The organism is Streptomyces sp. NBC_00096, assembly GCF_045041305.1.
GTDB lineage: Bacteria > Actinomycetota > Actinomycetes > Streptomycetales > Streptomycetaceae > Streptomyces.
In genome coordinates this window covers 2,534,867-2,548,874 of sequence record NZ_CP108221.1, presented here as the reverse complement: position 1 = coordinate 2,548,874, position 14,008 = coordinate 2,534,867, and the positions used below count along the sequence as shown (strand labels likewise).

11 protein-coding genes are annotated in these 14,008 nt (G+C 71.1%); 8 read left to right on the top strand and 3 right to left on the bottom strand.

Going from position 1 to position 14,008, the window contains the following annotated elements:
* The first annotated feature begins 35 nt into the window (after positions 1–35).
* From OG904_RS10860 to OG904_RS10850, 3 genes are all read left to right on the top strand, one after another.
* Positions 36–1,664 (top strand): succinic semialdehyde dehydrogenase, encoded by a 1,629-nt coding sequence (locus tag OG904_RS10860; RefSeq protein WP_405489775.1) that lies wholly within the window; start codon positions 36–38, stop codon positions 1,662–1,664.
* A gap of 45 nt (positions 1,665–1,709) precedes the next feature.
* Positions 1,710–3,533 (top strand): GMC oxidoreductase, encoded by a 1,824-nt coding sequence (locus tag OG904_RS10855; RefSeq protein ID WP_405489773.1) that lies wholly within the window; start codon positions 1,710–1,712, stop codon positions 3,531–3,533.
* 179 nt (positions 3,534–3,712) lie between these two features.
* Positions 3,713–5,353, top strand: a complete 1,641-nt coding sequence (locus OG904_RS10850) for a peptidase (RefSeq protein ID WP_405489771.1) — start codon at positions 3,713–3,715, stop codon at positions 5,351–5,353.
* Positions 5,354–5,745: 392 nt separating this feature from the next.
* Here OG904_RS10850 and OG904_RS10845 read toward each other — a convergent pair whose 3' ends face one another.
* A complete protein-coding gene (locus OG904_RS10845) occupies positions 5,746–6,009 on the bottom strand; it encodes a chorismate mutase (RefSeq protein WP_405489769.1) in 264 nt (87 codons plus the stop codon).
* 300 nt (positions 6,010–6,309) lie between these two features.
* Here OG904_RS10845 and guaA point away from each other — a divergent pair, with 300 nt between their 5' ends.
* The 5 genes from guaA to mptB all read left to right on the top strand — a co-directional run bounded on the left by guaA (position 6,310) and on the right by mptB (position 12,314).
* Positions 6,310–7,896, top strand: a complete 1,587-nt coding sequence (gene guaA, locus OG904_RS10840; protein WP_405489767.1) for a glutamine-hydrolyzing GMP synthase — start codon at positions 6,310–6,312, stop codon at positions 7,894–7,896.
* Between the two features lie 123 nt (positions 7,897–8,019).
* Positions 8,020–8,799, top strand: a complete 780-nt coding sequence (locus OG904_RS10835; RefSeq protein ID WP_405489765.1) for a class II aldolase/adducin family protein — start codon at positions 8,020–8,022, stop codon at positions 8,797–8,799.
* A gap of 96 nt (positions 8,800–8,895) precedes the next feature.
* Positions 8,896–10,158 carry a hypothetical protein gene (locus OG904_RS10830; protein ID WP_405489763.1) on the top strand — a complete coding sequence of 421 codons (1,263 nt, stop codon included), beginning with the start codon at positions 8,896–8,898 and terminating at the stop codon, positions 10,156–10,158.
* A gap of 18 nt (positions 10,159–10,176) precedes the next feature.
* Positions 10,177–10,707 (top strand): DoxX family protein, encoded by a 531-nt coding sequence (locus tag OG904_RS10825; protein ID WP_405489761.1) that lies wholly within the window; start codon positions 10,177–10,179, stop codon positions 10,705–10,707.
* Positions 10,708–10,856: 149 nt separating this feature from the next.
* Entirely contained in the window at positions 10,857–12,314 is a 1,458-nt protein-coding gene (mptB, locus tag OG904_RS10820; protein WP_405489759.1) for a polyprenol phosphomannose-dependent alpha 1,6 mannosyltransferase MptB, read from the top strand.
* Positions 12,315–12,369: 55 nt separating this feature from the next.
* Here mptB and OG904_RS10815 read toward each other — a convergent pair whose 3' ends face one another.
* Entirely contained in the window at positions 12,370–12,594 is a 225-nt protein-coding gene (locus OG904_RS10815; RefSeq protein ID WP_405489757.1) for a hypothetical protein, read from the bottom strand.
* Complete coding sequence (locus OG904_RS10810; protein ID WP_405489755.1) at positions 12,581–13,954, bottom strand: PspC domain-containing protein; 1,374 nt, start codon at positions 13,952–13,954, stop codon at positions 12,581–12,583. The genes OG904_RS10815 and OG904_RS10810 overlap by 14 nt, the downstream gene beginning before the upstream one ends.
* Positions 13,955–14,008: the final 54 nt, after the last annotated feature.

The window sequence follows — 14,008 nt, the reverse complement described above, 5'->3', positions numbered from 1 at the left end:
CCCAAAGCACCCCCTGGCGCAATACGCTCACGGCCATGACGGACACGCAGGCCCCGGCCCCCCTCCGCAGCGCCCCGCAGCCCACCAATCCGGTCGCCCCGGCCCCGGCAGGCGCCCGGAGCGCCGCCGACGTGGTGACCCCCGAACTGGTCGCCCGGCTGACCCGCGGCGTGGCCGGCTCCGGCCGCACCGCCAACCACAGCCCCTTCACCGGAAACGAGCTCGCGGACCTGCCGGAGGCCACGCCGCAGGACGTGGCGGAGGCCTTCGCCGCGGCCCGCGCCGCGCAGCCCGCCTGGGCTGCCGTGCCCGTCCGCGCGCGGGCCGCCGTACTGCTGCGCTTCCACGACCTGGTCCTGTCCCGCCAGGCCGAGGTGCTCGACCTGATCCAGCTCGAGACCGGCAAGGCCCGCCTGCACGCCCACGAGGAGGTCCAGGCCGTCTCGATCGCCGCCCGCCACTACGGCCGCAAGGCCCCCTCGTACCTGCGGGCCAAGGGGCACACGGGCGCCATGCCCACCCTGACCAAGGTCACCGAGCTGCGCCAGCCGCGCGGGGTCATCGGCCAGATCGCCCCCTGGAACTACCCCCTCGAGCTGTCCATCGGTGACGCGCTGCCCGCCTTCGTCGCCGGCAACGCCGTCGTGATGAAGCCCGACACCGAGACCGCGCTCACCGCCCTGTGGGCCCGAGACCTGATGATCGAGGCGGGTCTGCCGGCCGAGGTGTTCCAGATCGTCCTCGGCGAGGGCCCGGTCGTCGGCCCCGAGGTGGTCCGGCACGCCGACTACGTTTCGTTCACCGGCTCCACGCGTACCGGCCGGGAAGTCGCCCAGGGCGCGGCCGCCCGCCTGATCGGGGCCTCCCTCGAACTCGGCGGCAAGAACGCCATGCTCGTCCTGCGTGACGCCGACGTGGAGAAGGCCGCCGCCGGAGCCGTCCGCGCCTGCTTCTCCTCCGCCGGCCAGCTCTGCATCTCCATCGAGCGGCTCTACGTCCACGCCTCGATCGCCGACGAGTTCGTCGCCCGCTTCGCCGCCCGGACGAAGGCCATGCGTCTCGGCTCCTCCCTCGCCTATGGCGCCGACATGGGCTCCCTGGCCGGCGAGCGCCAGCTGGAGGCCGTGCAGCGGCACGTGGACGACGCCGTGGCCAAGGGCGCCACCCTCGTCACCGGAGGCGTGGCCCGCCCCGACATCGGCCCGCTCTTCTACGAGCCGACCATCCTCGACGGCGTCGAGGCCGCGATGGCGGTGTGCGGGGAGGAGACCTTCGGTCCGGTCGTCTCGATCTACCGCTTCACCGACGAGGACGAGGTCATCGAAGAGGCCAACGCGACCGCCTACGGCCTGAACTCCAGCGTCTGGACGAAGGACTCCCGCCGCGGGCACGCCGTATCGGCCCGCCTGCGCACCGGCACCGTCAACATCAACGAGGGCTACGCCCCGGCCTACGGCAGCGCCCAGGCGCCCATGGGCGGCATGAAGGAATCGGGCCTCGGCCGCCGCCACGGCTCCGAGGGCATCCTCAAGTACACCGAGGCCCAGACCGTCGCCGAGCAGCGGCTGCTGCCGATGGCCCCGTCGCTCGGCATGGACGACGAGAAGTACGCGGCGTTCATGACGCGCAGCCTCAAGGTCATGAAGGCGTTCCGACTCCGCTAGTCCCAGTCCGCTAGTCCCAGTCCGTTCCGTTCGGGAGGCACCGCAGTGTCGTACGACTACGACTACGACTACGACTACGACTACGACTACGACGTCATCGTCATCGGATCGGGTTTCGGGGGGTCGGTCTCGGCGCTGCGGCTCTCCGAGAAGGGCTACCGGGTCGGCGTCCTGGAGGCGGGACGCCGGTTCACCCGCGAGGGCCTGCCGAAGAACAGCTGGGACCTGCGCAACTACCTGTGGGCCCCGGCCCTCGGGCTGTACGGGATCCAGCGCATCCACCTCCTCGGCAACGTGATGGTCCTCGCGGGCGCCGGGGTGGGCGGCGGGTCGCTGAACTACGCCAACACCCTCTACGTGCCTCCCACCGCCTTCTTCGAGGACCGGCAGTGGGCGTCCATCACGGACTGGCAGGCCGAGCTGGCCCCCTACTACGACCAGGCCAAGCGGATGCTGGGGGTACGGCTGAACCCGACGACCACCCCCTCCGACGTCCACCTCAAGGCGGCCGCCGCCAGGATGGGCGTCGCCGACTCCTTCCACATGGCCCCGGTCGGCGTCTTCTTCGGGGACGGGGACGACGCCGAGGGCCAGAGCGGGGTCCGCCCGGGCGAGGAGGTGGCCGACCCGTACTTCGGCGGCGCCGGGCCCGCCCGCAAGGCGTGCACCGAATGCGGCGAGTGCATGACCGGCTGCCGGCACGGCGCGAAGAACACCCTCAACGAGAACTACCTGCACCTCGCGGAGCGGGCCGGCGCCGTCATCCACCCGATGACCACCGTCACCGCCCTCTCCGAGGACCCGGCCGGCGGCCACCGCGTCCGCACGGTCCCCACCGACGGCCGCCGCCGGGCCCGGGCGAAGGTGCTGCGCGCCCGCTACGTGGTCGTCGCGGCGGGCACCTACGGGACCCAGACCCTGCTGCACACGATGAAGGACCTGGGCGAGCTGCCCCGCCTCTCGGAGCGGCTCGGCGATCTGACCCGGACCAACTCCGAAGGACTCGTGGGCGCCCAGACCGACGACCGCCGCTACCGCAAGCGGCACGGCAAGGACAAGCGCGCCGACTTCACGCGGGGCGTGGCCATCACCTCCTCCGTGCACCCCAACGCCGACACGCACATCGAGCCGGTGCGCTACGGCAAGGGCTCCAACGCGATGGGGTTCATGACGATCCTCCAGGTCCCGTACGCCCCGCACCGGGTCCGGGCCTGGTTCGGGCGGACCGCCAGGCACCCCGTCCAGCTGCTGCGCTCGCTGTCCAACCGGCGCTGGTCGGAGCGGACCATCATCGGCCTGGTCATGCAGTCCCTGGACAACTCCCTGACCACCTACCGCAAGCCCGGCGGCATCGGGAAGGGCCTGCTCACCGCCCGCCAGGGCCACGGCGCGCCCAACCCGGTGCAGATCGCCGAGGCCACGCAGGCGGCGACGCTGCTGGCCGAGGAGATCAACGGATTCCCGGGCAGCAACATCGGCGAGCTGATGGGCACCCCGCTGACGGCGCACTTCCTCGGAGGCTGCCCGATCGGCGCCTCGCCCGGGGAGGGCGTGGTCGACCCGTACCACCGGCTCTACGGGCACCCGGGCATCTCGGTGGTGGACGGCTCGGCGGTCTCCGCGAACCTCGGGGTCAACCCGTCGCTGACGATCACCGCACAAGCGGAACGGGCGATGTCCTACTGGCCGAACAACGGCGAGCCCGACCGGCGCCCGGAGCAGGGCGAGGCCTACGTCCGCCTGGCGGCGGTGGAACCGGCCCGTCCGGCCGTACCGAAAGAGGCCTTCGGGGCGCTGCGCCTGCCGTTCCTGGCGGTCCCGGAGGTTCCGCCGCGCGCACCGGAACCCGCCGGTGACACCACTGGGTGACACCGCCGGATGACACCGGTGGGTACCGCACTCCCCCTCCGAGTGCGGTACCCACCGAGGTACATAGGTGACAGATGTTCAAGCCCGATGGTTGTACCGGAATCCGGCCACGGTAGCTGTGTCCTCCGTCACACGGTGAGCGGTACAACCGAGGAGAGCCGTCACTGGTCAGGATCGGCATGAGAAAGCGCATCTCCCTGCTGGCAGCTGCCGGCCTGGTGACCGTCGGTCTGGCCACCACCCCCGCGAACGCCGCGGATCCCGTCTTCACGATCACCAGCCCTTCGGCGGTGGGCCTGCGCCCGAACGCCGGGGGCGGTGCGCCGGAGAAGACCTCGGTCGAGTTCCGCGTCGAGAACGAGACGGGGAACGTCTTCGACCGGCAGAGCACCTTCACGATCGACCTGAGCGCGCTCAAGGGCGTCGTCGACGTGGCGTTCCCCGAGGACCGGGCGAACGACTGCACCCTCACCGCCGCCGCGGTGACCTGCAGGGACTGGGCGCTGTGGACGCACAGCAGCGGAGTCGTCACCCTGGACCTCTCCGCCGCCAAGGGCAGCAAGGTCGGCACGGTCGTCGACCTGACGATGACCGGCAAGGCGGAGGGCGCCACCTTCAAGGCCGCCACCACCAAGGTCAAGGTGGGCGGCCCCGACCTGGTGATGGAGCCGGCCGCCCTCAAGGCGAAGCTGGTCCCGGGCGAGACGCAGCCGCTGCCGATCGTCTTCGGCAACGAGGGCACCGAGTCCGTCAACGGTGTGGCGCTCGAGATGAACACCACCCACGGCATCGGGCTGGTCGAGAAGTACGACAACTGCTCGTACAGCGAGGACGGCGACCCGGGCCAGCCGTGGAACGCGGGCTGGGGCAGCACGGTGTGCCTCCTCGACGGCGAGTTCAAGGCGGGCGCGGTCTACGAGACGGTCGAGGCGCTGACCCTCAAGGCGGCCCCGCACGCCTTCATCGACGGCATGACCTACTCGGTGCACGCCGCGGGCGACCAGCCGAAGACCACGCGCAAACTCGGCAAGCCGAGCACGGGCAAGAAGCTGAAGGTCACGGAGCGCGCGGCCAAGGCGGCCGGCCGCCAGGCCGCGGACCTCGACCCGTGGAACAACCAGCAGGAGTTCGACTTCCAGACGAAGAACACCGCCGACTTCGTGGCCCGCGCCGTCTCCCTCAAGGGCAAGGCCGGCGAGACCGTGAAGGCCGACTTCGGTTTCGACAACAAGGGACCGGCGTGGGTCGCCTACCTGCGCTCGGGCGAGGACGTCGCCCGGACCGACATCGTGATCCCGCAGGGTGCGACGGTGACGAAGGCTCCGAAGCAGTGCACCGGCGTCAACGCCGACGGCAGCTACCGCGAACAGTTCCTCGGCGCCCCGCGCTACTTCTGCGCCACCACCCACATCGTGGGGGAGACCGAGAAGGCCTCCTACCCGTTCGAGCTGAAGATCGACAAGGTCGTCGCGGACGCCACCGGGTCCGTCTCGGTCGGCCAGTGGTCCGACAAGGGCACCCTGCCGCAGGACTGGGACCCGAACCACGCCAACAACAAGGCCGCCTTCGTGATCAACGCCAAGGACGGCGGCACCACGCCGACCCCGGGCCCGACGGCAACCCCCACCGCCACCCCGCCCCCCGGGGCCACGGTCACCCCGTCGGCCACGCCGAGCACCGGCAACACCCCGAAGCCCAGTGGCGGCCTGGCCTCCACCGGCAGCACCGCCGGCCCGATCGCGATCGGCGCGGCCGCTCTCGTCGCCGCCGGTGGCGCGCTGTTCGTGCTGTTCCGCCGCAGGGCCGCCGGGCGCGCGTAGTCGCGTAGCCACGTAGCCAGGCAGGGCCGTACGCGGACTGCTGTACGCGGACTGCTGTACGCGGACCGCTGTACGCGGGCCGCCGTGCGCGAACGAAGAACGGCCGGTCCGGGGCGTCCCCCGGGCCGGCCGTCTTCTTGTGGTGACCGGGCTGCTGTCCCCTGCCGTCCGGTCACATGAAGGAGCGAGGTCCCACGACGCACGCCCGCAGAGGGTGCGTCTCATTGCTCCAGCTGAGCCACGCGTGGTGCTGCGCTCCCGCGCCTGGCTGGCACGGACACCCGCATCAACGAAGGGCCGCTGGGGCGGTCACGGTCCGGACGGGTGACGAACACGCGTTACGGGGCCGGGCTCCGTCCCGTGCCCGGCCACGGTTCACAGCCGGCCACGGTTCACACCCGGCCGCGGCACAGCTCCAGCAGGGTCATCGCGAGCGTGGTGCCGGGCTTGCCGAGGGCGTCGCTCCAGTGCCCCAGCACCTCCATCTCCCGCGACAGGTGCACCCGGCGTCCGCCCGAGCCGATCCGGGCCTCCTGGATGACGGCAGAGACGGCCATCCGCTCCTGGATCAGGCCGATGATCCGGTCGTCGAGGGCGTCGATCCGCTCGCGGGAGCCGGCGATCAGCTGCTCGGGGGTGGTGGTGATCGTGCTCATGGTCGGTCTCCTGTGGGTGGGGTGAGGTCCGGCAGGAGCGGGAACGCCAGAGCGCCCCGGTCCTGTCGGACCGGGGCGCTCTGGGAAGTCAGCGGCTCAAGCGAGCATCACGATGACCCATGGCGACCGGACCGGCCGGTGCCATAGGTAAAGAGGAAGCTCAGCTGCTTGCGCATGGAGGGATTATTACCCTCTGTCCCGCTCCGTGCCAAGCCGGTTCGGACAGTGAGACGAAGAGGGCCGTCCGTCCCCCGTTAGAATCGACAAAACAACCCCCTCTTCCGCCGGAAGGCCTGCCCCGTGCCAGAAGCCACCTTCGCCACCCACGACAGCGCCCCGGACACGGTTCTCGTCGTCGACTTCGGCGCCCAGTACGCGCAGCTGATCGCCCGCCGCGTCCGCGAGGCACGGGTCTACTCCGAGGTCGTGCCCAGCACGATGCCCGTGGCCGAGATGCTCGCCAAGAACCCGAAGGCGATCATCCTGTCCGGCGGCCCGTCCTCCGTGTACGAGGAGGGCGCCCCCCAGCTCGACGGCGCGATCTTCGAGGCCGGCGTCCCCGTCTTCGGCATGTGCTACGGCTTCCAGCTGATGGCGGTCACCCTCGGCGGCACCGTCGACAACACCGGCTCGCGCGAGTACGGGCGTACCCCGCTGGCGGTCTCCAAGGCCGGATCCACCCTCTTCGAGGGCACCCCCGAGAGCCAGTCGGTGTGGATGTCCCACGGCGACGCCTGCTCCGCCGCCCCCGAGGGCTTCACCGTCACCGCGTCGACCGACGTCGTACCGGTCGCGGCCTTCGAGAACGACGAGAAGAAGCTCTACGGCGTGCAGTACCACCCCGAGGTGATGCACTCCACGCACGGCCAGCAGATCCTGGAGCACTTCCTCTACCGGGGCGCGGGCCTCAAGCCCACCTGGACCCCCGGCAACATCGTCGAGGAGCAGGTCGCGGCCATCCGCGAGCAGGTCGGCGACAAGCGCGCCATCTGCGGCCTGTCCGGCGGCGTGGACTCCGCGGTCGCCGCGGCGCTCGTGCAGAAGGCCATCGGCTCGCAGCTCACCTGCGTCTACGTCGACCACGGCCTGATGCGCAAGGGCGAGACCGAGCAGGTCGAGAAGGACTTCGTCGCCGCCACCGGTGTGCAGCTGAAGGTCGTCGACGCCCAGGAGCGCTTCCTGGACGCGCTGGCCGGGGTCTCCGACCCGGAGACCAAGCGCAAGATCATCGGTCGCGAGTTCATCCGCGTCTTCGAGCAGGCCCAGCTGGAGATCCTCCAGGAGGACGGCCCCGCGGTCGCCTTCCTCGTCCAGGGCACCCTGTACCCGGACGTCGTCGAGTCCGGCGGCGGCACCGGCACCGCGAACATCAAGTCCCACCACAACGTGGGCGGGCTCCCCGACGACATCGAGTTCGAGCTCGTCGAGCCGCTGCGCCAGCTGTTCAAGGACGAGGTCCGGATGGTCGGCCAGGAGCTCGGCCTGCCCGCCGAGATCGTCCAGCGCCAGCCGTTCCCGGGCCCCGGCCTGGGCATCCGCATCGTCGGCGAGGTCACCAGGGAGCGTCTGGACCTGCTCCGCGAGGCCGACGCCATCGCCCGCCAAGAGCTCACGGCGGCCGGTCTGGACCGCGAGATCTGGCAGTGCCCGGTCGTCCTGCTCGCGGACGTCCGCAGCGTCGGCGTCCAGGGCGACGGCCGCACCTACGGCCACCCGATCGTGCTGCGCCCCGTCTCCTCCGAGGACGCGATGACCGCGGACTGGACGCGCATGCCGTACGAGGTGCTCGCGCGGATCTCCACCCGCATCACCAACGAGGTCCCGGACGTCAACCGCGTGGTCCTGGACTGCACGAGCAAGCCCCCGGGCACCATCGAGTGGGAGTAGCACCTCCCGCCCGCCGTACGTGACGAGGCCGCCGCTCCCGCGCAGGGAGCGGCGGCCTCGCCGCGTGTATGGCCTCTTCGCCCGGTCGCCGGTACTTTGCGCCGCGACCTTGAAGGAGGGGCCATGGCCGAGCGGTCAGTACGCGCACTCGCACCCGAACCCGTGCCCGTGGAGCGGCTGGGCTTCGAGATGCCGCCGGTGTTCGCCACCGCGGAGGAGGAGCGCGCGCACCGCAAGGACCGGCTCGCCGCGGTGCTGCGGCTGCTGGGGCGCCTCGGGTACGAGGACGGGGTGGGCGGGCACGTCTCCGCCCGGGACCCGGAGTTCGAGGACTGCTACTGGGTGAACCCCTTCGGCCGGGCCTTCGGGGCGCTCGGCCCCGAGGACCTGCTGCTGGTCGACGGGGAGGGCCGGGTTCGCCAGGGGGAGCGCCGGGTCAACCAGCTGGCCTTCGCCGTGCACGCGGCCGTGCACCGGGCCCGGCCCGACGTGGTGGCCGTCGTCCGCACGCAGGCCCCGTACGGCCGGGCGCTCGCCGCGCTCGGTGAACTGCTCGCCCCGGTCACCCAGGAGGCCTGCGCCTTCTACGAGGACAACGCGCTGCTCGACGAGTACGCGGGCGCCGGGGACGCCGGCCGGATCGCGGTCGCGCTCGGCCCGTACAAGGCGCTGGTCCTGCGCAACCAGGGGCTGCTGACGGTCGGCGACTCGGCGGAGGCCGCGGCCTGGTGGTTCATCGCGGCCGAGCGGGCCGCGCAGGTGCAGCTGATCGCGCGGGCGGCCGGCAAAACGGTGCTCATCAGCCACCACGGCGCGCTCGCGACGCGGGAGCGGTTCGGGTCGGATCTGGCGGCCTGGGTGAACTGCCAGCCGCTGCTGGAACCGGTGGCGTCAACATCATGAACGGTTAATCACCTGCTCTGACATCGTGCGCAATCCGGAGCACTGCCGCAGTGGTGCACAATTCGCTGGCATTGCACCGGAGTTCAGAGAGGCGGCATGTTCGTGGCTGTCCAAGAGATGTCCAGAGGTACTCATACCGCGGCCTGTGCCTGCGACGACTGCGCACGGGAGGGGCACCGCCGTGCCGTCGCCGCCTTCCTGGAGAAGCGCGATGAGTTCGCCGCCGGGCAGGGGCTGCCGGCCGCCGTCGCCCGCTCCGCCGGGGCGTCCCGGCAGTGGGTGTCCGACGAACTGACCCTGTCCGCGCGCACGGTCGCCGACCGGGGCAGGGAGGCCGGGCACTCCTGGCTGTACCTGCTCTCCCGGCGGGCCGTGCTCGCCGTGTGGATCGCCGCCGGGGTGCTGCTGCTGGTCCAGGTGGGCACCGCGCTCGGCACCGGCTGGTCCACGGCGCGCACCGCCGGGCTGCTGGCCGCGCTGGTCCTAGCGGCCCTGCTGACGGTGGCGGCCCGCGCGCAGACGGTCCGGGGCGGCCTGCTGGCCCCGATCGTCGGCGAGGACAACCGGCTGTCCACCTCGAAGGCGGTGCCGAGCGCCTGGCTGGTGCTCACCGCGTTCGCCACGCTGCTGCCGGCGCTGCGGCTCGCGGCCTCCTCGCCGGGGCCGGAGCGGCAGGCGCTGTACGCGGGGCTCGCGCTCGACCGGGCGCTGCCGCTGCTGGCGGTGGTCTCGCTGACCTCGGCGGTCGCGGTGGTGGTGCGCCGGGTGGTCGCCGTACGGATCATGGGGCAGCGGCTGCAGAAACTGCCGGCAGACCGCCCGGCCGGAGCCGACCTGCTGACGGACGACGCGGGCCGCGGCTCCTTCCCCGACGCGCAGTACGTGCTGGTCTCCACGGTGGTCCTGGCCTTCGCCGCGGTGTCGCTGGCCCGCTTCCCGGACCGGCTGCCGCAGCTGCCGTGGGCGCTGGCGCTGCTGGTGGCGCTGTCCGCGGCCGTGTACCTCGCGGCGAAGTACGCCGAGGGCGGCCGCCCGCTGGTGCTGTCGGTGGTGCGCAGACGCGAGCCCGGGGATCTGGACGCGGCGATCCGCCCCGGGGACGACATCGAGATCAGGGGCGTCGGCTTCGTCCCGCCCGGCGCCCAGACGCCCGAGATGCTGGCCCGGCTGGTGGTCCGGGTGGGTGCGGTCCATGTGCACGTACCGCTGGTCCCGGTGGCGGGGGGCTTCACCAATCCGTCCGACGCCGTGCTGACCGTGCCGGTACCGGCCGAAGTGGAACCCGGGCGGATCGAGATCCAGGTCGTCACCGCCGCGGGAGTGGAATCCAACCGGTGCAGCATCGACGTCGCCGAGTGAAGCGGGTACACATGTCGCGTGAACCGAACCGATGTTCCCGACGGCGCCCCTGCCCCTGAAGCCTCCGGTCCGCGCGGCCTGGGCGGTCTGCGCGCACTCGCCGCCCGCCACGCGCTGCTGCCCCTGCGCGTCTTCCTCGGCGTGACCTTCGTCTACGCCGGCCTGGACAAGCTCACCGACTCCGCGTTCCTCTCCGCCAACGGCGACGGCTCCATCGGGGCGCTGATGCGCGGGGTGCGCGGCACCTCCGCGATCCCGGCCATGGTGGACATGGCCCTGAAGGCACCCGTCGGCTTCGCCGTCGCCCTGGCCATCGGGGAACTCCTGGTCGGCCTGGGTGTCCTGGCCGGGCTGCTGACCCGGATCGCGGCCCTGGGCGGGGCGCTGATCTCGCTCAGCCTGTGGCTCACCGTGTCCTGGGCGGTGACCCCGTACTACTACGGCAACGACCTGATCTACCTGATGGCCTGGATCCCCCTGGTCCTCGCGGGCGCGCCCTACTGTTCACTGGATGGCCTGATCAGGCGCAGGAGGAGGGCTACTGCCTGAGGGAAGAACTACCCGAGGTAGGAGGTCTCCCGGTCCTCCGGGAAACGAGGGTGCGGGCCCGAGGCATCGAGGTCTCGCTCTCGCCGGTCTCCAGTACTGCGGAACCAAACCGCGCGCTTCGCAGGCAGTCGACGAAATGAAAGTTCCTGATGTACGTGTGGACCTCTTCCGTGTGCCGTTGGGTCGGTGCAGGCGGATCCTTTGCCATCACTGTGGGTGGTCTGGCAGGGGAATTTCTGCCGGCGCACGTTGAATCCTGGGGTGTGGAGGTCGTACCGACTGCTTCCGTCGTCCTCATGTACGTGGGTCTTACTCTGCTTGTTTCAGCTTGGTGGTGTTATGGGCGTCTTCTCGTAGGCGTGAAGGAAACCGCTCCACGGGAAATCATTGGAACGCTCTGTGCTTGGGGTATTCCGCTGGTACTTGCCCCGCCGCTCTACAGTGCTGATGTCTACAGTTACATCGCCCAGGGGGCTATGACCTTTGAAGGGCACGACGTCTACGAAGTCGGACCCTCTGTTCTGGGAGTACACGATCTAGGTTCCGCAGCAGCAGCCCGAGTGGGCTCGAACTGGACCGATACGCCTGCTCCTTACGGTCCCGTATTTCTCATTCTGGCCAGTTGGGTCGTGCAGCTCACCGAGGCCGGGACAACGCCAGCAGTACTCGGACTACGGTTCGTTGCCCTCGGCGCGCTGGTGCTGATCGTGTGGGCCCTGCGAAGTCTCGGCGGAGGCGGCGGCGCCCTCTGGCTCGCTGCCCTCAATCCACTGCTGCTGATCCATGTCATCGCCGGCGTCCACAACGACGGCCTGATGATCGGACTGATGCTGAGCGGGGTGGTGCTGGGAAAACGCGGGCGCTGGGTTCTCGGCAGCAGCCTTGTGGGGCTGGCGGCAATGATCAAATCACCTGCAGTAGTGGCTCTCCTTTTCCTGGGCGTCATGGTCGCCCAGGCGGCGCGTGGGCCCGTCCTGTTGAAAATCGCGAAGGGCCTCATCCTGCCGGGGCTGGTGGCAGCCGCCGTAGCCAGCGGGACAACGGTCCTTGCCGGAACCGGCTTCGGCTGGCTGGATACGCAGGGCGTAGCCGGTTCAATCCATACGGCCCTTTCCCTGACGAGCGATGTCGGACTCGGGGTCGGGCTGCTCGCCGGGAACAGTGACCTGGTGAAAGAAATGGTCCAGAAGCTGGGACTCGCGGTTGCCCTGGTGCTCATTGTGGGGCTGGCCTGGCGCTCCTGGAAAGGCCGGATGGACCCGGTCCTCGGACTCGGTCTCTCACTGCTTTCACTGGTCGCACTCTCACCGGCGGTGCAACCGTGGTATCTCCTCTGGGGGACGGTCGCACTTGCGGCGGCGAAAACTGCCTGGCGGAGTGCCGCGGGCCAGTTGCTGACCGTGTTGTCGGCAGCACTGGTCTATGAAACGCATCCCTCGGGGGGCACCCCGGCATACGGCTTCGTACTCGTAGGAGTGGTGTGCGCTCTGGGGTTGGCATGGATGTGGCGCGAGCCGTGGCGTGAGCAGCGTCACGGCTGGGTATGTGGGCCGGGCAGTCCTGGAGCTGCAGTTCGAGCGAAGTGGAAACATCGGTCTCGTTGCTGATCCTGAGGGTGATCAGCACGCGCACGGGCTTCCCATTGATCCTCGCCGGAGCGCCCTACCTCTCCCTGGACTCGCTGATCCGCTCGCGCCGGTCACGGCGCACGGCGTAGGTCACCAGGCCCACGACGGCGGCGAAGGCGAGCCCGCCCATGGTCATCAGCAGGACGAGGAACCAGGGCGGATCGGCTTCGCCGGCCGCGCCCAGGAGGTAGAGCGCCCCGGCCGCCATCAGGACCAGTCCCGCGATCAGCCGTCCCGGCTGGAACTCATGACGCCGCACGGGCCACCTCCACCTGTCCCACACCCGCGCTCAGGTGCAGCTCGATCTTTCCGCCCGCTTCGGTGCCCGGGGAGGGCTGAAGGGTCGTCTGCTGGGTTTCGCCGCCGCTGCGGATCCGTACGTCCTCGCTGGTGTCCCCGGGCAGGTGGATGTCGCCCAGCTCGACCGACACATCGGCCTGCGCCGTCACCTCCCGGGGCACGATCACCTTGAGCCGCCCCGCCTCGATGGAGGCGTGGACCGTCACGGTCGTGCCCTTGGGGACGTCCAGGTGACCGAGGTCCAGGGTGGCCAGCCCGGTGCCCGCCTCGTACCGCGGCCGCACCTCGGCCACCGAGGCCGGCCGCCACTCGACCTGCTTCCAGTCGGTGCCGATCTCCTTGGGCAGCGCGACCGCCCCGGCCAGCAGCCCGGCCGTGATCACCGAGAGCAGTACGGTGCCGAAGCCGGTACGGCCCTTGACGGAGCTGACCGCGAGACCGAGGCCGAAGACGGCGAGGGAGGTGGCGAAGCCGACCTGCAGCGCGTGGCTCAGGGTGCTGCCCTCCCAGACGGAGGCGGCGGCGGCGCCTCCCGCCAGCGCGGCCAGGACGAACACCCGCCCGCCGATGCCACCGCGCGGCTGCGCGCGCACCCGCTTCCCGGCGGCCGGGGCCGCGGCCGGATCCCCGCCGGGGGCGGCGGAGGCGGAGTCGTCGGGACCCCACAGGTACCCGGTGGAGCCGACCGGTCCCGTGGTGCCGTCCTTGACCAGCGGGTCCCGCCACCAGGACGGGCCGCCGGGCGCCGGCGGCGCCTGGGTCTCCGGGGGCGCCGGACTGTGCACGATGCGGTGCCCGGTGCGCGTCGCCGCCGGGTACACGAACTCGACGCCCGGCGCGGCCTGCGCCTCTGGGACGTCGGCGGACCTGCTCCGCCGCCGCTGAGACCAGTACGCCGCGCCGCCCAGCGCCAGGGCCGCGAGGACGGAGAAGACCGCCAGCCCGCCGTTGTCCAGCATCGACAGGAACAGCGCACAGCCCACCAGCGCGGCGAACACCGCCGCCAGCGTCGAGCCCTCGACCCGGCCGGTCAGCAGCTTCTTCGCCTCGCTGTCCTCCTCGCCCTCCTGGGGCAGCAGCAGCCACGCGAAGCCGTAGAAGATCAGACCGACGCCGCCGGTGACCGCGAGGACACCGAGCACGATCCGGAAGATCACCGGGTCGAGGTCGAAGTACCGGCCCAGGCCGCCGCAGACGCCCGCGAGCACCTTGTCGCGCTTGCCGCGGCGCAGCGGAGGGCGCTCGGCAGGCGGCGGGGCGGAGCCGCTGCCCGCACCGGCCCCGGCGTCCGGCGGCAGGAAATCGTGTACTTCGGTCATGCCTACATGGTGACGGGCCGCCGTCGCCGCGGGCATCCGGATCTACCCTGGCGC

Bases quoted from the DNA above. Each gene is read 5' to 3' on its own strand.
- OG904_RS10860 (WP_405489775.1), top strand. From the start codon at position 36: ATGACGGACACGCAGGCCCCGGCCCCCCTCCGCAGCGCCCCGCAGCCC.
- OG904_RS10850 (WP_405489771.1), top strand. From the start codon at position 3,713: ATGAGAAAGCGCATCTCCCTGCTGGCAGCTGCCGGCCTGGTGACCGTC.
- OG904_RS10845 (WP_405489769.1), bottom strand. From the start codon at position 6,009: ATGAGCACGATCACCACCACCCCCGAGCAGCTGATCGCCGGCTCCCGC.
- OG904_RS10835 (WP_405489765.1), top strand. From the start codon at position 8,020: ATGGCCGAGCGGTCAGTACGCGCACTCGCACCCGAACCCGTGCCCGTG.
- OG904_RS10830 (WP_405489763.1), top strand. From the start codon at position 8,896: ATGTTCGTGGCTGTCCAAGAGATGTCCAGAGGTACTCATACCGCGGCC.
- mptB (WP_405489759.1), top strand. From the start codon at position 10,857: ATGTACGTGTGGACCTCTTCCGTGTGCCGTTGGGTCGGTGCAGGCGGA.
- OG904_RS10810 (WP_405489755.1), bottom strand. From the start codon at position 13,954: ATGACCGAAGTACACGATTTCCTGCCGCCGGACGCCGGGGCCGGTGCG.